Raw genomic sequence first — 18,688 nt, 5'->3', positions numbered from 1 at the left:
CGAACCGGGCTCGATGCTCGGCGACGAACTCGCAGCTCAGCGTGGCGTCCTTCCCTCGAAAGAAGGTGCGCACGAAACCCGGGAGGCTTCACTATGTGAAGGTCACCTCAACCTCGAACTGGCCGGCTGATCATGACACACGTAACCGAGGCAGGAATTGATCAGGGCTAGTTCTCCGCAAATGAGATAGCTGCGCTCAGATAGTGACAACCGCTATTTCCCGAGTTAGGACGGCGAAGATGCCGGCCCGCGATGCGGTTGGCCGAGCTGGTTGGGTTGGATCGAACGCGAGGGATCCCGCCACGTGTCGGTTGCCGCCAGTATGGTCATTGAACTATGGGGTCGGTGCACGACGTCATCGAGGCGTTCCGGAAGGCTCCGTCGAACGCGGAGCGCGGGACCAAGTTCGAGCAGTTGATGGTGCGCTATTTCGAGCTGGACCCGACGATGGCCCAGCAGTACGACGCGGTGTGGTGGTGGATCGACTGGCCGGAGCGGCGGGGCAGGACCGACACCGGAATCGACCTGGTCGCCCGCGAACGTGACACCGGCAACTACACCGCGATCCAGTGCAAGTTCTACGAGCCGACGCACACACTGGCCAAGGGGGACATCGACTCGTTTTTCACCGCGTCGGGCAAGACGGGCTTCACCAACCGGGTGATCATCTCCACGACGGATCGGTGGGGCCGCAATGCCGAGGACGCGCTGGCCGATCAGTTGGTCCCGGTGCAGCGCATCGGCATGGCCGAGATCGCCGAATCGCCGATCGACTGGGACATCGCCTGGCCGGCCGACGACCTGCAGGTGAACCTGACCCCGGCCAAACGCCACGAGCTGCGGCCGCACCAGCAGCAGGCGATCGACGCGGTGTTCCGCGGGTTCGCGGTGGGCAACGATCGCGGCAAGCTGATCATGGCCTGCGGCACCGGCAAGACGTTCACCGCGCTCAAGATCGCCGAGCGCATCGCCGCCGACAACGGCGGCAGCGCGCGGATTCTGTTGCTGGTGCCCTCGATTTCGCTGTTGAGCCAGACGCTGCGGGAGTGGACCGCACAGAGTGAGCTGGATGTGCGGGCGTTCGCGGTGTGCTCGGACACCAAGGTGTCGCGCTCGGCCGAGGACTACCACGTCCACGATGTGCCGATCCCGGTCACCACCGACGCGCGGGTATTGCTGCACGAAATGGCGCACCGCAGGCGCGCCCAGGGCCTGACCGTGGTGTTTTGCACCTACCAGTCGCTGCCCACGGTGGCCAAGGCCCAACGGCTGGGGGTCGACGAGTTCGACTTGGTGATGTGCGACGAGGCCCACCGCACCACCGGCGTGACGCTGGCGGGGGACGATGAGTCGAACTTCGTGCGGGTGCACGACGGTCAGTATCTGAAGGCGGCCCGGCGGCTGTATATGACCGCCACGCCAAGGATTTTCACCGAGAGCATCAAGGACAGGGCCGACCAGCACTCCGCCGAGTTGGTGTCGATGGACGACGAGCTGACGTTCGGGCCGGAGTTTCACCGGCTGTCGTTCGGCGAGGCGGTGGAGCGCGGGCTGCTCACCGACTACAAGGTGATGGTGCTCACCGTCGATCAGGGCGTGATCGCGCCCCGGTTGCAGCAGGAACTCTCCGGGGTTTCCGGCGAGCTGATGCTCGACGACGCCTCCAAGATCGTCGGCTGCTGGAATGGCCTGGCCAAGCGGTCCGGTACCGGCATTGTCGCCGGTGAGCCGCCGATGCGTCGGGCGGTGGCGTTCGCCAAGGACATCAAGACGTCCAAGCAGGTTGCCGAGCTGTTCCCGAAAGTGGTTGAGGCATACCGCGAATTGGTTGACGACGGCCCGGGCCTGGCGTGTTTGAATTCTTCACGCAGAATACAAGCGTAGGACAAAACGCGAATTACTACAATTGCACTGTGTACAAGGTACCGCTTATCGGATCGATCTTGTATCAATTTCACTGGAGAAGGCCGATTCATAGTCATATGATGCACGCGCAAGATAGGCGGCCGGTTACACAGTTACCAACATATGACGACCACGCGCAAACAAAACCGTTGAATGAGATGCCGGTGGACTTTGCCAAAGAGATAGTACGTTTGTGGCGCGTGTTCGTCAAAGATTTAAATAATCATACAAATTTACAGTTTCGGCCAATCGGCGCTACAGCACAGACGGCGTTGGCATCTGAAATCAATGCCGCTAAAAGAGTCCGTACAAATGACGTTACGCAACGTCAGATCGCTGTCGGAAAGGAAACGAGCAGGCTGGAACCGAATTTTTCGATTCCGCAGATTGAATGGCCTGCCTAGACTAGGCCTTCAGTAAGCGTGTCGGCCGGGTAGGAGAGGCCAAAGGCCTTACCCTGGCTGGGTTTGCGACCTCAACACAGCCCAGCAGGAAAGGCCTTTGTGGTGAAGAAGATAACCCATGAACAGAGTCGGCGAAACATCACACGCCGAGGGCGCAGGGTGGCGGCGCGGCACGCGCGGGCTGGACGCTGGGCGGCGCAGCCCAGGCCGATGCTGGGTTCGGGCGCGGTGCGCTACGAGGTCGGCGCCAACATCGATGCCACCGGCTTCGGTGGGATCGCCGCGGTGCATCGGCTGGTCACCCGGCTGGGGCTGGTCACCCGGCTGGGGCTGGTCGAGCGGGTCGACGCCCATTCCCGCTTCAGTTCGAGCAACTTGCCGAAATCGAGCCGGCGTATTTCGGGACGAGTCTCGCTCTCGGGCATGAGCAACTCCGCGGCGAAGGTGGTGGCCTCGACTTCCAGCTCTCCTTGGGGTCAACCGCTTTCGGTCGGGTTGCGGCGGCGCTGGCGTTCATGAAACGCCTGTCATCCACGGGAGCCCGTGAACGTTCCATGGGAGAACGCGCACGGCGGCGCACTGTACTGCCTCATACGTGGGGATGAATTCTCGGCCTGGCACAGGCTACTGTTTCAACGGCCCGGGTGCGCAGAGTCCGTCCTCGCCTGCCGGCATTTCCTCGACGGTAGCCCCGTCGCCCGCTGCTCTTACCCGGAGGAATATCACCCTTGTGTGATATCGCGTATCGCGCTACTCTGCGACTCTGTGGGGTGGACGGCGGATGTGGAGCGCATCTCCGCCTGGCTCAACGGCTTGGACCGAGAGACCTACGAATTGGTGTTCGCAGCTATCGAGGTTCTCGAGGAAGAGGGCCCCGCACTTGGCTGTCCTCTGGTGGACACGGTGCGTGGGTCGCGCCACAAGAACATGAAGGAGCTGCGTCCAGGATCACAAGGGCGGTCCGAGGTCCGCATTCTGTTCGCCTTCGACCCGGCGCGGCAGGCGATCATGCTGGCCGCCGGTAACAAGGCCGGGCGGTGGACCCAGTGGTACGACGAGAAGATCAAAGCGGCCGATGAGATGTTTGCCGAACATCTCGCACAGTTCGAGGACACGAAGCCAAAGAGGCGCAAGCGCAAGAAAGGGTAAGTGGCACGATGGCGATGACACTACGGGACATGGACGCCGTACGTCCCGTTAACCGGGAGGCGGTGGACCGGCACAAGGCACGAATGCGCGATGAAGTGCGGGCATTCCGGCTCCGGGAGCTGCGCGCGGCTCAGTCACTCACCCAGGTCCAGGTGGCTGCGCTGGCGCACATCCGGCAGAGCCGGGTATCCAGCATCGAGAACGGCGACATCGGCTCCGCACAGGTCAACACACTGCGCAAATACGTGTCCGCTCTTGGCGGAGAACTGGATATCACCGTCCGCCTGGGAGATGAGACATTCACCCTGGCATAGAGGCACAAACCGTTCTCGCCGTTCTTGGCCGGATACGAACCACCGACGGCCCTCCGTTGGTCGAGATGACCGCGAGACCTGCCGGTGGCGCCGGGGATGAAGTGGGCAGCCAAGACCGACCACTTGGCGATCGTTCTACTCCCGCGTCACCATCGCCGGCATTCCCGACGAGGCCGAGCGCTACCTGCTCGCTCCCGCTCGGCGCTCGGCTGGATCATCGAGCGCTACCGCGTCACCACCGACAAAGCGTCGGGCATCGTCAACGACCCCAACGACTGGTGCGACGAACACGACGATCCCACCTACATCGTCGACCTCATCAAGAAGGTGACCACCGTCAGCGTCGAGACCATGAAGATCGTCGACGGCCTCGCCGGCGGTTAACGGAGCGATGAACGACTAGAGCACGCGAACGATCTTGCTCGGGTGAACCGTGTAGATGAATGGTCCCGGAAATCGTGCGGCACGGGCAATCGCCGCAAGGGACGCAATATACCGTGCCGCGACTTGCTCTGCCAGGATGTCGGCCCGCGGCACACAGAATAGCCGGGCTCCCGTGTCGAGCACCGTCCGTCGCTCGACGGCGTTGCGCCGGATATTGGCATCCTTGTGAAATCCAATCCAGCCGCACTCGGCGGTCATTGCGATCCACTTGTGGTCGCTGACACTCTGAGCCTGCGTCTCGCCGTAGTGCTCCCGCATCGTTGTCAGCCGGAATCCGGCATCCCGAAGGAGTTGCGGGACTTGCACAGCGCCCAAACTCCGGTCGACAAAGATGTGATCGAGGTCGGCGAGGAGATTCCGATCAGGCTGCAATGGCGTCGAGCGCGTCTCGAAGCTGGTCCGGGGTCACACCGTAGTCGTCGGCGACAGCCTGGAACGTCGCGCCGGCGCGCAATGGGCCGAGCACGTCAGCTACCCGGACGCCGCTTCCGTCGAACACCGGTTGCCCATAGCCGCGGCGTGGATCGAGGACGACGTTGGCATCGCCGTACTGCGGCAACCTAATCATCGAAGCCAGGTTGTCGTCGGCAAAGCTGATTTGTTGCAGGTAGTGCTCGACGATCTCCTTGAAGACGTACTGCCCGGATCGCGGGACAATCAGCCCCCTGACCACCAGATCATCAGGACTGCCCTCCCCGGACCGTTCAGCGAACCGCCAGAGCACCTCGGCACCGTCCGTGCACAAATCCTGGGACGCAAGCGCGTGTGGCCCGACATTCTTGATTAGCCAGTCGAGGGATGGCCGGATCCGCTGCATAGGGACGCCCGCTCGGCGGAAGGCGTTCAACACATACGCCTCGGCGATTCCGACGAATGGGAGCCGAGCGTGACTGCCGGTCGGGTGGGGAAGAGCCGTGATGATCGGTTGCCCCTGGACCGCCGGTGCGTTGGCCGGCCGACGCTCGTAGCCGTCAGCCCACGTAGCCAGGGTGGCGCGGGGAACCACCAGGTACCGCGATGCCTCGGCAAGCGTGTAAAGAGGAACGTCGAACCGCAGTTCCAGCTCTTGGTCGCCAGCCATCAGATTCACCTCCCAGCTTTCCGACGTGTTCCACCAACGTATGCCTTCTGAGCGCAACGGTGGTCGCACCCCGTTGAAACTGTCAAGTCATCCCTACGACCATGGTCACGTTCCCTGGGATCGATACGGGGCAGTCGCTATCGGTACAGCAACGGCGTCGCCAAGAATCGATGCCTGTTCCGGCCGCCTTGTGTGACCGCACCTGGCGCCGTCGGCATGAAAACCCAGCGTCAATCGGAAGTCAAATCGCATGGAGGCGGCCACCTTCGGGGCGGAATGGATTGTCCGCAGGATTGGCGTATCCGGCGATGGCGGCGGCTTGCTGGTCGGTGAATCCGCGGCTTCGGAGTGTCATGCCGATGTGGGCGGGTAGGCTCGGTTTTTCTCGCACGATGGACTCGATGCCTGGCTCTTTGGTTTTCCAGCCGCGCGCGTTCATCGCCTTGTAGAGCTTGGTGCGAGCCTCGGCCGATACCAGGCCCATGCGATATGCCCGCGCCAGGAGGGCTTGCATCGAGACGCCCCATTCCCGTTTCAGTTCGAGCAACTTGCCGAGATCGAGCCGACGCAGCTCGGGCCGAATCTCGCTCTCGGGCATGAGAAACTCGGCGGCGAAGGCGGTGGCTTCGGTCTCCATGTTCTCCGTGGGGTTGGTGGAATGCAGCACGAGGTGGCCGAGTTCGTGGGCAAGGGTCAAGCGTTTTCGGTCGGGTGCTGCGTTGGCGTTGATCAGCATGACGGGGTAGTCGTCGACCCACTGCGACAACCCGTCGATGCGCTGGGTGGCGAAGTCCTCTTCGAACACCAGGCAGCCCGCGGCCTCCATCCACCGGGTCAGGTTGACGACCGGGCCCATCGGCATGCGCCACTGGGCACGGACTAACCGGGCGGCGTCCTCGGCGGCGGTGAACTCCGGGTCGAACGCGGGCACATGTTGCTCGCTATTGATAGCCACTTCCTCGAAGAGGAATGACGCGTGCACGCGCAACAGGTTCAACCGGGCCTCCAGCTGACGCCAGGCCGACGCCTTCGTGGTCTTGTGGCGGCGCATATGCGCATCGACTGCGAGCGCACCTCGAAACCTGTTCCCGTGTATGAGCAGATCGTCGGTCACACCGAGGATTTCGGCCAGCTTGGCCACGATGTGTTGGTCGGGGTCACGGTCGCCTGATTCGTACCGGTTGATCGCCGGCTGGGTGAGTCCCACCAGCTCGGCCAATTCGATCTGGGTGAGTCCACGAGCCTTCCGGGCGACCGCGAGCACGTCTCCCAGGCCGTTCATCGTTCCCCCGATGCTCCAGAGTCTTCACCCAAGTCACCGAAGTCGATGGACGGTAGTGTCGGCTCGATCGGGGTCCAGGTGATCTTCACGCCGGCCGCAGGCTCGTCGAGTTCGACTACCCAGATGACGTGATCTTTCCCGTCGCGAAGCGACAGCAGGGGGGCTCCGATCTCGCGGGTATCAGGGTCCCACCGATAGCCCACCGCAATGCGAACCTCTTCCAGCCCCGGGAAGGCGGGCTGGCTGCCCTGTTGCCAGAATTCGATGGCGGTTCGGGTCGGGTAGGTGCTGATCTCGTCACCTGCGTGGTGGCGTTTGATTCGCAACCGCAGGTGTGCGCCAACCACAATCTCGCGGGTGGCACCCTTGTCCTTGATGCTGGTGCCTGGATTGCTCGCGATGAGGGTGACCAGGTGTGCCCAGATTCTGTCGTGGATGAGGTTGGACAGACACCGGCTATGCATGGTCGGAAACCATCCCGGCCGCCAGTTCCGCATGTCGGCGATGTCGAAGCGCGTATCCCTGATGGTGCCAACAAGAGCAGCAAGGAACTTGTCGCCGAGTTCCGTCATGACTTCGCCATCGGTCGGATAAGGCTCTGAAAACATACCGGAAAATATACCGGTATCCGCTGACAAGCATGCGATTTTGCAGCTAGGCGCGTCGACGGTTGGAGCCGTGCTGGCTGGGTCTGGGGCCTATCTATGCGATGTCCACCAGCTGCTCCCAGCATTTCGCCGGCTTCGCGGCCCACGCCGTTGAGCGTTTCCATGGTGGGTTCGCTGATTTCGTTGTCTCGTGTGCCCTTGGCCCCGGCGGGGGCGGAGCCGGAGCCGAGCATCTCTTTGCGGGGTGATGACGGCACGGCCCCGGGCGTGGATTCGGGTTGGCCGGAGTTGTCAGACCCTGCTGCGATGATGAACTCATGTCCTCGACCGCGACGTCTGGCGCAGCGGTAGTCAGTCCTGCCGAGCGTGTGGAGGTGTTGTTTGAGGAGTTGGCGGAGTTGGCCGGTCAGCGCAATGCGATTGATGGGCGCATTGTGGAGATCGTGGCTGAGCTGGATCGCGACGGGTTGTGGGGTGTGACGGGGGCGCGGTCGGTGGCGGGGTTGGTGGCCTGGAAGATGGGCTGCTCGTCAGGCAACGCCCACACGATCGCCACGGTGGCGCGGCGGTTGCCGGAGTTTCCGCGCTGCGCCCGGGGTATGCGGGAGGGGCGGTTGTCGTTGGATCAGGTTGGGGTGATCGCGGGGCGGGCGGGTGAGGGTTCGGATGCGCATTATGCGCAGTTGGCCGGCGTTGCCACGGTGAATCAGCTGCGGACCGCGCTCAAGTTGGAACCGCGACCCGAACCCGAACCGGATTTTCGGCCGGAACCGCGGCCCTCGATCACCAGGAGCGCCGATGAGCAGTTCAGTTGTTGGCGAATCAAGCTTCCGCACGTGGAGGCGGCGAAGTTCGATGCGGCGTTGCAGTCTCATCTGGATGCGTTGATCGCCGAGTACAAGCGTGATCACGACAACAGCGACGGTGTGTCGGATCAGCGGCCCCCGTTGCCGGGCAATGTTGAGGCGTTTCTGCGTCTGGTTGAGGCCGGCTGGGACGCCGAGGTGGCTCGTCGGCCACATGGGCAGCACACCACCGTGGTGATGCATCTAGACGTGCAGGAGCGTGCCGCTGGCCTGCACCTGGGTCCGCTGCTCAGCGAGTCCGAACGCCGATATCTGCTCTGTGATGCCACCTTTGAGGCCTGGTTTGAACGTGACGGGCAGGTCATTGGCTGCGGTCGAACGACTCGTCAGATCAATCGTCGGTTGCGTCGTGCGCTTGAGCATCGCGACCGCACGTGTGTGGTTCCCGGTTGTGGGGCCACCCGGGGTTTGCACGCCCACCACATCCGACATTGGCAGGACGGTGGGGCCACCGAGCTGGCCAACCTGGTGCTGGTGTGCCCGTATCACCACCGGGCACACCATCGGGGCCTGATCACCATTACCGGACCGGCAGACAACCTCACCGTCGCCGACAGCGCGGGCCGACCTTTGAGCGCGGGATCGTTGGCGCGGGCGTCGACGAAGCCGCCGCCGGCGGTAGCGCCGTGGCCTGGGCCCACCGGCGAGCGCGCCGACTGGTGGTGGTATGAACCCTTCCAGCCGCAACCACCACCGATAAGCAACTAGGCCCGGCAGCGGGTCCCGCTCGGTACCTGTACCCTGCAGTAACGCTTAAACGGTTTGGGGCATCAAGGATTTCGTTCGTGCTACCCGCTGGTGGCGCCCACCCGCTAGGCCGATGAGTAGCCCTGTGTCAAGCCGCCCGGTCTTGATCTTGGTTGAGCAGTGCCTGGAGGGCGCGATGGTTGGCAGGGTGGTAGGCGGCGCCGTCTTGCCAGCAGTGCCAGATGGCGTAGAGCCAGGCGCGGGCCAGGATGCGCACGGCGTGGGGGTGGTCGTGTCCTCGGGCGATGGCGCGGTTGTAGCGGTCGGCGGCCCAGAGGTTGGCTCGGCGGCTGTCACCGGCGAAGTCGCAGACGGCGTCGCGGAGTTGTTTGTCTGCGGCCCAACGGAATCCGACGTGTTTGACTTTGCCGGACTGACGGGTGGAGGGGGCGACGCCAGCCAGGCAGGCCAACGATTCGGGCGTGGGGAAACGGGCTCGGCAGTCCCCGATCTCGGCGAGCAGCCGGGCGGCGCGGACGGTGCCGGAGCGGGGCAGGGAGGTGAAGATATGCGCGTCGGCGTGCAAGGAGAGCTGTTCGGCGATCTGCGCGTCGAGCGTCTTGATCTGGGTCGCGACGCTGGTGAGCGCGGCGACCATGGCCCGGGTGATGTGGGCGTTGGCGGCACCCTCGTCACCGGTGGCGCCGCGCGGGGCACCGGTGAGCCGGTCGTGGAGCACGGCCGCAGTAGCCAGCGGCGGCCAGCCAGCCGGCCAGGCGCTTGACCGACAGCCAGTCCGCGCGGTCCTGGCAGTCGAAACGGGGCAAAAACGTCAAAAACGCGAGGCTGATCGGCGAGTCAAGGTCAGCGAACAACCCGACCACACCCGGAAAGACGACGCGCAGGTGCGCGCGCAGCTGATTGGCCAACGCAACCCGGTGGGCGACGAGGTCTTTGCGGGGGCGGCAGGTCCGGCGCAGGGTGGCCGTGGCCGGGGTGTCGGGCAGCAGGGGGCGCAGCCGGGACCGGTCGGTGCGCAACGTGTCGGCGAGCACGAACGCGTCGAACCGGTCGTCCTTGTTGCCAGCCGAGCCGTAACGACCGCGCAGATTCTTCAGCTGGTTGGGGCTGATCACCACCACCGTGATCCCGGCCTCGAGCAGGGTATCCACGACCGGGCCGTCCGGGCGTTCGATGGCGACCTCGCGGGCACCGGCCCGGCTCAGCAGCTCGAGCAGCTCGCGCAGTCCGGCGGCGTTGTGCTCGATCGTGGCGCGGCGAACCTCGCGCCCACGCGCATCGACGATCGACGCCGCGTGATCATCTCGCGCCCAATCGATTCCACCCGTGACGCCGTTCCGCGGCTCGTCGGGCAGGGTAGTGGTTTGGGCCGCTCACTGTTCGGCGCTCGTCGGCGCTCAGTCCTGTCGACGGTCGGCGCGTCCGGGGCTACCGCCGGACTCCGCAGAACTCATCGTGGACATCACGGCTGTCGAGCGAGCAGGGCGATAACCCAGCGGCGCCTTGGGTGCATCGGCAATCCATCCAAGGTCACCGACACAAGGATGGTGCACCAGTGAGCTTCGCGTGCTCCCATCAAGATCCACGGCGGCGGTGCGCACCACTTGGGGCCGGGCGTTGCCTGCTCGGCTCGGGTTCGGCGCTAGGCTGGATCATCGACCGCGTCACCACCGACAAAGCGTCCGGAATCGCCCAGGATCCCAACGACTGGTGCGGAGAGCACGAGATCCCACCTACATCGTCGATCGCATCAGAAAGGTCGCACCGGGGACTTGCGCGCGGCCAAAGCGGCTAACACGTCCTTGGTGTCGTGGGTCTCGGACACCGCCGCTTCACGAAGATCGGCAACCGCCTTACTAGCCCCAGGAAACGTCGCCCCGGTGAAAAGTCTTGACCACGAACCGGGTTGATGAGCGGGCGACGGATCATCGCGATAGTCAGGCCGCCCAAGACTGACGTCGCGGTCTGCTGGAATGTCGCTGCGACGGGCGCAGCTCAACTCGTAGGGGCACCACCGGAAGGCTCCACTGCCGCGTAGTGCTCCATATACGTCTGATCATGCAGGCCGAAGTAGGTGCAGGTGCGGTTCTCGAGGTCCACGACGTAGCGGAGCACACCGGCTCGCCAGGCTGCCGCGGCGAACTCTCGGAAAGACGTCTGACCCGCCTGATCGGCGCGCAGCGCAGTGACGAGGGCCGTGCGGTCGAATGCCGGGACCTCGGCCACGCCGTCGATCAGGGGCACGCCTTGGTCAAGGACTGGACCGTAATCAGTCTCGTACAGGCTTTGCATCGCCGGTAGCCACCAGGTATTGGTTCGGACACCGGCGCGGCGCAGCGTCTCGGCCAGATGGGGGAAGCCGTTGACCGCTGGTCGGTTCATGATGGCATCACGCTGTGCGGCTTGAAGATTCGTAATTGGAGCGCTCATCTTTTCTCCGATGCGAAGGGTTTCACGACGACGACAGGACCGTTTCGATTTTGACAGCATCGAACCATGATGACAATATATTGTCAAAGTTGGAGGCGGGATGTCCGATGAGATCGCTCGGCTGGTAGCAGACGTATTCGAGCTCGCTGGCCTGCTACGGCGCTCAGGTGAGGTGGTCGCTGCCAGAGAGGGGCACACGCAGGCGCGATGGCAGCTGCTGAGCGTGGTCTCCGATCGAGCGCTGACCGTGCCCCAAGCCGCTCGCCGCCTTGGTGTTACCCGTCAGGGGGTGCAGCGAGTGGCCAACGATCTGGTCGTTTGCGGCTTGGCCGAGCTCAGACACAACCCCGACCACCGCACATCACCACTGCTGGTGCTAACCGAGAATGGTCGCCGCGTTCTCCAGGCAATCACCGAACGCGCCATCGTCGTCAACAACCGACTTGCTGACGCCGTAGACCCGGCCGCGCTGCAAGCGACCCGCGACAGCCTGAGGCGGATGATCGTCGCGCTGAAAGCCGAACGTCCTTGAAGTCGATGTCATCGCTGGGCCGGTCGGCTTCGGCCAGCGCCAACGCGTCCCCGGACCGGGTGGTATCCGCGCTCACTCATGCGCTGGCGATGTTCCCTGGTCCACTATGTCGATGTACCCGGCGGCGGACGACGACGGCCACGGGTCAGATGTGAGACACGAAATCGTCCGGGTGTCCGCAGTCAGAACAACGGCTCGGTGCGTAGTCCGCAATGTGTGCGGATCGCCTCGTAGTCGCGATCACGATGCGCCACGGCGACCCCGATCCGCAACGCCATCGCGGCCACCTGGCAATCGATCAGGCTGCGTACGGTGTCGCCGCCGCGACGACAGCGCCGGTGAATGGCGGCGGCATCTTCCGCGTCGCGGACCGGGGCCAGCGGTTCGATAGCGAATCGCTGCAGGAGCCGTCGGCGCAGTGCGGCGGTGTCCTCATCGGTCTTACCGATCAGCAGCTCCATCATCACCACCTCGGGCACGATCACCGTCGAGTCAGCGGCAATGCGATCGGCTAGCCAGCGACTGGCCAACGACTCTGACGTGGAGAGATATGCGATCCAGACCGAGGTGTCGACGATCATCTACGACTCGTCGGCGAGCTTGCGGTCCGTATCCGAGAACGATTCGATCTCATCGTTGCTGAAGTCGAAACCGCTGCCCTGCAGCGCCAAAGCCTCATCGCGGCCCAACGGTTCACCCACGAGCCGGCGCAGCGCGAGGTCGACGGCACTTCGCTTGGAATCGAGTCGGTACATCCGCTGTGCGGCGGCCACGAGTTCGTCGTCGATCTCGATGTTGGTCCGTGACACAACACCACTATACACATTTATGTGTATGAACGTGCTATTTGCTAACCGGCTCGCACGACCGGTGCAGCTTTGCCCTGGTGCAGGCGATGTGGAGCATGCCTGATGGACGAGATCGAGAGCCTTATCGGGCTGCGGCCAACCCCGCTGACCTGGCCGGTCGTTATCGCCGGCGACTTTCTAGGCGTGTGGGACCCACCACCGAGTCTCCCGGGGGCGGCTAACCATGAAATATCAGCGCCTACCGCTAGAATTTCATGCATGTTGATCGAACGCCGCGACGCCGCCGCGCGGTTGCGACGCGCGCTACACCGAGCGCCGGTGGTGTTGCTTACCGGACCTCGTCAAGCCGGCAAGACCACCCTTAGCCGGCTGGTGGGCAAGTCCGCACCCGAATGTACGTTTGACGCCGAAAATCCCGTCGACGCGACACGGCTTGCCGACCCGATGTTGGCTTTATCCGGCCTTAGCGGGTTGATCACGATCGACGAGGCGCAACGGATTCCGGATCTGTTTCCGGTCCTACGCGTGCTCGTCGACAGGCCTGTCATGCCGGCCCGGTTTCTTATCCTGGGTAGCGCCTCACCCGATCTTGTCGGGCTGGCGTCCGAAAGTTTGGCCGGACGCGTCGAGTTGGTGGAGTTGTCCGGCCTGACGGTCCGCGACGTCGGATCCTCGGCCGCCGATCGCCTCTGGTTGCGTGGGGGTCTACCGCCCTCGTTCACGGCACGCTCCAACGAGGACTCCGCGGCGTGGCGCGACGGCTACATCACCACGTTTCTGGAGCGCGATCTCGCCCAGCTTGGTGTGCGCATTCCGGCCGCGACGATGCGGCGCGCGTGGACGATGCTCGCCCACTACCATGGCCAGCTCTTCAGCGGCGCAGAACTTGCCCGCTCACTCGACGTTGCTCAGACGACGGCGCGGCGATACCTCGATGCGCTCACCGATGCACTCGTCGTCCGTCAGCTGACGCCCTGGTTCGCCAACATCGGAAAGCGACAACGCCGATCACCCAAGATCTACATCCGGGACACCGGTTTGTTGCACAGGTTGCTCGGTATCGACGATCGGCTTGCCCTCGAACGCAATCCGAAGCTCGGCGCGAGCTGGGAGGGGTTCGTGCTCGAGCAGCTTGCGGCCCTGCTCGCCCCGAATCCGCTGTATTACTGGCGCACCCAGCAAGACGCCGAACTCGATCTCTATGTCGAATTATCTGGCCGTCCCTATGGATTCGAGATCAAGCGGACGTCTACACCGTCGATTTCCCGGTCGATGCGCTCGGCTCTTGTCGACCTCCAACTGGCGAGGTTGGCAATCGTCTACCCTGGCGAACACCGCTTTCCCTTGAGCGACACGGTCGTTGCGGTTCCCGCGGATCAGATCTTGACCACCGGGAGTGTCGATGAACTTCTCGCGCTCTTGAAATGACGGGCTATCGTAAGTTTATGGCCTGGGGGAGCGTGAATCCCGCTGGCGGTCGGGTGAACCGCCCCGGTTTTCTTGCACCCCGCGTCGACGTGCCAGTGACGAACTTGACGAATAAGGCCTTTGGTCCTTTCCGGTAGGGGTCTTTGGATAGGCGCGATCCTCGGCATCGGGCCGGTAGCTTGCCGTTTGTGACCTATGTGATCGGTAGTGAGTGCGTGGATGTGATGGACAAGTCCTGTGTGCAGGAGTGTCCGGTCGACTGTATCTATGAGGGCGCCCGAATGCTCTACATCAACCCCGACGAGTGCGTGGATTGTGGTGCGTGCAAACCGGCCTGCCGCGTCGAGGCGATCTACTGGGAAGGCGATCTACCCGACGATCAACACCAGCATCTGGGGGACAACGCCGCCTTTTTCCACCAAGTCCTGCCGGGCCGAGTGGCTCCGCTGGGTTCGCCGGGTGGTGCCGCAGCGGTGGGCCCGATCGGAGTCGACACGCCTCTGGTCGCGGCTATCCCGGTGGAGTGCCCTTAGTCGCAGGCGACGAGCACACAACACCCAACGCAATAAGGGAGACCGCGGCCGGCCGTCCTTTCCAGGAGAGATCGTCGACCCACCATGTGCGACATTGGTCACCTGCTGCAACCGACTTCGATGGTGTGCCCGCACCGTAGCCGCTGCACGTGGCCACGGCATTCGACCTCAATTGGCTCGGCGTCTCCACTTTCTGCGGTCAATGTGGCGCTTCGGCCACTGATTCGCAGGCTCAGCTGGTGGCGGCGGTACACAAACGGAAACTCAAGTGGTCCAAGTGCTTCCGGCCATTGCGGGCTCAACACCAGCCGGTCGTCGCGCAGTTCCAATCCGGAATAGCAACGCTGCAGCAGGTCGATGCTGCCAGCCATGGCCGCCAGGTGAATTCCTTCCTGGGTTGTGCCGCCCTGGACGTCGGCGATATCGGAGCGCAGGACCTGACGGAAGTACTCCATGGCATTGCTCCGGTTGGCGCGGGCGAGAACCCACGCATGCACGACAGCGCTCAGGGTAGATCCATCCGAGGTGCGGGCAAGATAGTAATCCACGGTGCCTGGGATTTGTGTGGGCGCGAAGCGGTAGCCAAGCCGGGCCAACAGGCCGATCAGCTCGTCGGAAGACAGCAGGTAGAGCAGCATCAGCGCGTCGGCTTGCTTGGACGCCTGGTAGTTGTTCACGCTGTCGCCCTCGGCTTCCAGGATCCGGTCGAGTCGTTGGATGTTTCCGTATCGGTGCCGATAGTGATCCCAATCCAGTTCCGCCAGTTCCGAATAGCCCTCGAACTGGCTGATCACGCCGTCGTGGAATGGAACGAACATGCGTCGGCTCACGTCGTCCCATTGGTCGCGCTCCTGCGTTGTCAGCCCGAGCTTTTCGATCAGATGGCGGCGATCGGTCAGCGGTAGCAGGTCCAGCGCCTCCATTGCCCGCAGGATCACCCATACCGCCATCACGTTGGTGTACGCATTGTTGTCTATTCCGTCGTACTCGTTGCCGGGATACCCCGAATGGAATTCGTCGGGACCGATTACTCCCCGGATCAGGTAGCGGCCGCGACTGTCATCCAACTTGGCCAGGCCTACCCAGAAGCGTGCGATCTCAACCAGCAGCTCTGCCCCGCAGTCGACGAGATACTGGCGGTCACCGGTCACTTGGTAGTAGTGCCACGCGTTGTAGGCAACCGCTAGACCGACGTGATGGGCACGATCACTGGGATCGGGAGTCCACCGCCCGGACCGTGGATTGAGGTGCAGCTGCTGACTCACTTCGCTTCCGTCGCTGCCCGACTGCCAGGGATACATCGCGCCAAGGTGGCCCGCCCGGTGCGCCGCTCGGCGGGCCGCGGGTAGTCGTCGGTACCGATAGTCCAGCAGCGATCGCGCCACCTTCGGCATCCGCAGGCTGAGCACCGGAGCGACGAACAGCGCATCCCAGAAGACATGCCCGCGGTAGGCCTCTCCGTTCAGCCCGCGCGCTGGGACCCCGGCGTCGAGCTCAGCGGTATGCGGCGAAATGGTCTGTAGCAGGTGCAGTAGGTGCAGTCGCACGAGCCGCAATTCCTCGGTGTTGCCGGTCAAATCGATGGCGCATCGTTCCCACAGCCGTGCCCACGCGCGGACGTGCTGTTGACAGAGCTCGGCATAGCGACCGGCCTCACCTAGACAGCGCTGTGCGCTTATTGCCGCTGTCAATGTCGCGGCGTCCCGGCTCGTGAAGATCGTCGCGACCTTTTCCAGCGTGACCGATTGCCCCGCTGACAGGGTGACCTGGATGTCATGGCCGCCGCGGTTGGTGTCCCTGGCGACCCGATATTGCGCGTCGACCCGTTGGCCATCGCGCCACAGGGTACTGCGAGCGGCGACCGCGATCGCGATACCCGATTGCGACGTCTGGGTGCGCAACAACACCGAGTCCGCCAGGACTTCTATCTCGGCGGTGGTAAGGTGTTGGCTGGATAGTTGCCGATAGCGGTCCACCAGGGTGTTATGCACACCTCCGTCGACTAGTGACCGGAAATCAACTGTGCCCGACCAATTTTCGGATTCAATCCGAGTTTGCAGTGCGACCAGGTTGGGCCGGTTCATGGACGCGAACCGCTCCTGGGTCATCGTGGTCACTCGTCCGCCGGCGTCTCGGAATCGCAAGCTGCGGGTCAACGTGGCACGGCGTAGGTCGAACGTCTGCCGGTAGGACAACAACTCGACCGTATCGACGTTGAACCATGCTCCGCCGTCGATACGGAAGGTCAGCGACAACCAGTTGGGGAGGTTGACCAGGCTTTCGTTGTCAACGGTGCACCCTTCGATGTGGTCAGTGAGCTGGTTGTACACCCCGGCCACATAGGTGCCCGGGTAATGTGCCTCGCTTTCCGCTGATTCGGGTGCGCAGCCCCGCGAACCCAGGTAGCCGTTGCCCACCGCGCACAGCGCTTCACGCAGCCGCTCCTGGCCGGGGTCGTAGCCGTGGAAGACCAGAGTCCACGGATCGTCGTGCTGCACTGCCTCCTGCAGATCGCAAGCCAGCTGGGAGAGGAATTGGCAAACGGTGTAAGGACATTCGAGACGAAAGGTAGCGGCAGACCGTCGATCACCGTGTTCGTTGTGGCGCACCACAATCCCGACACCGGTGAAACGCACGGCATCAAAGGCATCTTCGTCGGTAAGGTCGTCGCCGATGTAGATCGGCAACCGTAGGTCGGGGCCGACTTCGGCCGGGCCGAGCCGCTCACCGATCCAATCGAGTGCTTTGCCCTTGTCCCAGGCTATATCCGGGCGAAGCTCGACGACTTTGCGGCCGGTGGTGACACGCAGCCCTGCTGCGTGTCCGAGTCGGCGCACCGCCGCAATCAGGTTGTCGACGCTGTCGTCGGCAACGTTGCGATAGTGCACTGCGACTGCGAAGCGTTTGTGTTCCACTACTGCTCCGGCGATTTCGCGGAGTGCGTCGGCCAATTGCGCTGCCGCCTCGGCCAATCCGTCGATAGCTGCAGTGGCGGCGGCGTTTTGGTGATGGCTGCCGTCTGGCGCCACTAATTCGAAGCCGTGGCTGCCGGCCAGCCACAGCCCGTCGACTTTGACCCGGTTGCGAACGTCGGCCAGGTCGCGTCCGCTTATCACCGCCACCGGACACTGGGCCGCCAGCGCTCGCAACGCTTCTGCTGCGCCGTCGACGAGCGTTGCCGCTTCGGGGCGCTCGACGATATCGGATAACGTGCCGTCGAAATCGAGAAACACCGCTGGTCGTCGGCCGGTCAGTAGTCTTTTCAATTGGCTGTAGACCTGCAGGGCGTCGGGAATCGTGGAGATGGCGGCGTCGCCGCTTCCCACCGTGACAGCGGCCAGGTCTGCGACCACGGCGTCGGCTCCGCTGGACAGCAGGTTCTCGGCATCGCCGTGCGCGTCGACGGCAATCACCAGCGCGAATCCGCCGTTCCGGCCGGCGCGCAGACCGGTCTGGCAGCTGTCGATGACCACACAGCGACCGGGGTTTGCTCCCAGCCGCTTCGCCGTCTCGATCAGGCCGGCCGGGTTAGGCTCGGCCGGTAGCCCGAGCTCGGCGGTGACGGCGCCGTCGACAAAGACGGCAAACACTTCTGCCAGGCCGGTGGCATCCAGCGTGTGCCCGTAGTTACGGTGGGAGGTGTGGGCGGCCACGCGGACACCGGCAACCTGCAGCCGACGTGCGAACGAGGCAATCGACTTGCCCTCGGGGACACCGGTGTTCAACAGTTGCAGGAATGTCTGGCGCTCGAGGTTTTGCAGCCCGTACACGGTGTCGTCGGTGAGATCAGTCGGGGAGCCCGGCGGCAGCCTGATTCCGCGGGCGGCCAAGAAGTCGGCTACACCGTCGGGTTTGCCGGCCAAGAAGCGGCGGTAGTCGTCGTGGGTGAGGGGGCAATGGTCTTCGCCGGTCCGCTGGGGTCGTCGGGTGAGGTAGTCATCCAAGAACTTCGTCCATGCCGCGGCGTGCACTCGCGTGGCCTTGTCGACCACGTTGTCGAGGCCGACGATGACAGCGTCGTGGTAGCGCCGGTCGATGGTGGGCGGCGGTCCGGTCACATTGACGACGATGCCACAGCGCACGCTTGGATTCGGGCGTCGAATCCAATCATGGTCGGTTGGCCGTCCGATTGGGGACTAAAGCCTCATGACCGGTGACTGTCCCGGTTCATAGCGTTGCTCGAGGCGAAGGGAGA

16 protein-coding genes, 1 pseudogene and 2 other annotated features are annotated in these 18,688 nt (G+C 63.7%); of the genes and pseudogenes, 9 read left to right on the top strand and 8 right to left on the bottom strand.

What is annotated here, in order from left to right; genetic code table 11:
* Nucleotides 1–336 precede the first annotated feature (336 nt).
* The 5 genes and pseudogenes from Rv2024c to Rv2021c all read left to right on the top strand — a co-directional run bounded on the left by Rv2024c (nt 337) and on the right by Rv2021c (nt 3,772).
* A complete protein-coding gene (locus Rv2024c) occupies nt 337–1,884 on the top strand; it encodes a hypothetical protein (RefSeq protein NP_216540.1) in 1,548 nt (515 codons plus the stop codon).
* Nucleotides 1,851–2,309, top strand: a sequence feature (Hypothetical unknown protein (pseudogene), Note that a deletion of DNA (RvD1 region) in Mycobacterium tuberculosis strain H37Rv resulted in a truncated CDS comparatively to Mycobacterium bovis or Mycobacterium tuberculosis strain CDC1551 genomes (see citations below).). Its footprint overlaps the gene before it by 34 nt.
* Nucleotides 1,851–2,309: pseudogene (locus Rv2023A) on the top strand. Its footprint overlaps the feature before it by 459 nt. The gene Rv2024c and the pseudogene Rv2023A overlap by 34 nt, the downstream one beginning before the upstream one ends.
* A gap of 159 nt (nt 2,310–2,468) precedes the next feature.
* On the top strand, nt 2,469–2,828 hold the full coding sequence (locus tag Rv2023c; RefSeq protein ID NP_216539.1) for a hypothetical protein: 360 nt from the start codon (nt 2,469–2,471) through the stop codon (nt 2,826–2,828).
* A gap of 24 nt (nt 2,829–2,852) precedes the next feature.
* Nucleotides 2,853–3,458: a hypothetical protein gene (locus Rv2022c; RefSeq protein ID NP_216538.1), complete on the top strand. Its 606-nt coding sequence runs from the start codon at nt 2,853–2,855 to the stop codon at nt 3,456–3,458.
* 8 nt (nt 3,459–3,466) lie between these two features.
* Nucleotides 3,467–3,772, top strand: a complete 306-nt coding sequence (locus tag Rv2021c) for a transcriptional regulator (protein ID NP_216537.1) — start codon at nt 3,467–3,469, stop codon at nt 3,770–3,772.
* Nucleotides 3,773–4,171: 399 nt separating this feature from the next.
* On the opposite strand, the gene Rv2019 is transcribed toward Rv2021c, so the two are convergent.
* The 4 genes from Rv2019 to Rv2016 form a co-directional block, all read right to left on the bottom strand.
* Nucleotides 4,172–4,588: a hypothetical protein gene (locus Rv2019; RefSeq protein NP_216535.1), complete on the bottom strand. Its 417-nt coding sequence runs from the start codon at nt 4,586–4,588 to the stop codon at nt 4,172–4,174.
* Nucleotides 4,578–5,297 (bottom strand): hypothetical protein, encoded by a 720-nt coding sequence (locus Rv2018; RefSeq protein ID NP_216534.1) that lies wholly within the window; start codon nt 5,295–5,297, stop codon nt 4,578–4,580. The genes Rv2019 and Rv2018 overlap by 11 nt, the downstream gene beginning before the upstream one ends.
* A gap of 241 nt (nt 5,298–5,538) precedes the next feature.
* Nucleotides 5,539–6,579 (bottom strand): transcriptional regulator, encoded by a 1,041-nt coding sequence (locus Rv2017; RefSeq protein ID NP_216533.1) that lies wholly within the window; start codon nt 6,577–6,579, stop codon nt 5,539–5,541.
* On the bottom strand, nt 6,576–7,151 hold the full coding sequence (locus tag Rv2016) for a hypothetical protein (RefSeq protein NP_216532.1): 576 nt from the start codon (nt 7,149–7,151) through the stop codon (nt 6,576–6,578). The genes Rv2017 and Rv2016 overlap by 4 nt, the downstream gene beginning before the upstream one ends.
* A 353-nt stretch (nt 7,152–7,504) precedes the next feature.
* On the opposite strand from Rv2016, the gene Rv2015c reads away from it, so the two are divergent.
* Nucleotides 7,505–8,761, top strand: coding sequence for a hypothetical protein (locus Rv2015c; protein NP_216531.1), 1,257 nt, complete (start codon nt 7,505–7,507; stop codon nt 8,759–8,761).
* Between the two features lie 145 nt (nt 8,762–8,906).
* Nucleotides 8,907–10,134 (bottom strand) — a mobile genetic element (IS1607, len: 1228 nt. Vestigial Insertion sequence element, IS1607.).
* 622 nt (nt 10,135–10,756) lie between these two features.
* Here the strand turns inward: Rv2015c and Rv2012 are convergent.
* Complete coding sequence (locus Rv2012) at nt 10,757–11,251, bottom strand: hypothetical protein (RefSeq protein ID NP_216528.1); 495 nt, start codon at nt 11,249–11,251, stop codon at nt 10,757–10,759.
* Between the two features lie 40 nt (nt 11,252–11,291).
* On the opposite strand from Rv2012, the gene Rv2011c reads away from it, so the two are divergent.
* Nucleotides 11,292–11,723, top strand: a complete 432-nt coding sequence (locus Rv2011c; protein NP_216527.1) for a hypothetical protein — start codon at nt 11,292–11,294, stop codon at nt 11,721–11,723.
* Nucleotides 11,724–11,905: 182 nt separating this feature from the next.
* Here Rv2011c and vapC15 read toward each other — a convergent pair whose 3' ends face one another.
* Nucleotides 11,906–12,304, bottom strand: coding sequence for a ribonuclease VapC15 (gene vapC15 / locus Rv2010; RefSeq protein ID NP_216526.1), 399 nt, complete (start codon nt 12,302–12,304; stop codon nt 11,906–11,908).
* Nucleotides 12,305–12,547 (bottom strand): antitoxin VapB15, encoded by a 243-nt coding sequence (vapB15, locus tag Rv2009; protein NP_216525.1) that lies wholly within the window; start codon nt 12,545–12,547, stop codon nt 12,305–12,307.
* Between the two features lie 87 nt (nt 12,548–12,634).
* Between vapB15 and Rv2008c the strand changes: the two genes are divergently transcribed.
* Together Rv2008c and fdxA are read left to right on the top strand one after the other, a co-directional pair.
* Nucleotides 12,635–13,960, top strand: a complete 1,326-nt coding sequence (locus Rv2008c) for a hypothetical protein (RefSeq protein NP_216524.1) — start codon at nt 12,635–12,637, stop codon at nt 13,958–13,960.
* Between the two features lie 188 nt (nt 13,961–14,148).
* Complete coding sequence (gene fdxA / locus Rv2007c) at nt 14,149–14,493, top strand: ferredoxin (RefSeq protein ID NP_216523.1); 345 nt, start codon at nt 14,149–14,151, stop codon at nt 14,491–14,493.
* 98 nt (nt 14,494–14,591) lie between these two features.
* Here the strand turns inward: fdxA and otsB1 are convergent, their stop codons facing one another.
* Nucleotides 14,592–18,575 carry a trehalose-6-phosphate phosphatase OtsB gene (otsB1, locus tag Rv2006; protein ID YP_177855.1) on the bottom strand — a complete coding sequence of 1,328 codons (3,984 nt, stop codon included), beginning with the start codon at nt 18,573–18,575 and terminating at the stop codon, nt 14,592–14,594.
* Nucleotides 18,576–18,688: the final 113 nt, after the last annotated feature.

The organism is Mycobacterium tuberculosis H37Rv (assembly GCF_000195955.2).
Lineage (GTDB): Bacteria > Actinomycetota > Actinomycetes > Mycobacteriales > Mycobacteriaceae > Mycobacterium > Mycobacterium tuberculosis.
This window is presented reverse-complemented; position numbering and strand designations above follow the sequence as displayed.

Coding starts and splice junctions, on each gene's coding strand:
- Rv2024c (NP_216540.1), top strand. CDS start 337: ATGGGGTCGGTGCACGACGTCATCGAGGCGTTCCGGAAGGCTCCGTCG.
- Rv2021c (NP_216537.1), top strand. CDS start 3,467: ATGGCGATGACACTACGGGACATGGACGCCGTACGTCCCGTTAACCGG.
- Rv2018 (NP_216534.1), bottom strand. CDS start 5,297: ATGGCTGGCGACCAAGAGCTGGAACTGCGGTTCGACGTTCCTCTTTAC.
- Rv2017 (NP_216533.1), bottom strand. CDS start 6,579: ATGAACGGCCTGGGAGACGTGCTCGCGGTCGCCCGGAAGGCTCGTGGA.
- Rv2016 (NP_216532.1), bottom strand. CDS start 7,151: ATGACGGAACTCGGCGACAAGTTCCTTGCTGCTCTTGTTGGCACCATC.
- Rv2015c (NP_216531.1), top strand. CDS start 7,505: ATGTCCTCGACCGCGACGTCTGGCGCAGCGGTAGTCAGTCCTGCCGAG.
- Rv2012 (NP_216528.1), bottom strand. CDS start 11,251: ATGCTGTCAAAATCGAAACGGTCCTGTCGTCGTCGTGAAACCCTTCGC.
- Rv2011c (NP_216527.1), top strand. CDS start 11,292: ATGTCCGATGAGATCGCTCGGCTGGTAGCAGACGTATTCGAGCTCGCT.
- vapC15 (NP_216526.1), bottom strand. CDS start 12,304: ATGATCGTCGACACCTCGGTCTGGATCGCATATCTCTCCACGTCAGAG.
- Rv2008c (NP_216524.1), top strand. CDS start 12,635: ATGGACGAGATCGAGAGCCTTATCGGGCTGCGGCCAACCCCGCTGACC.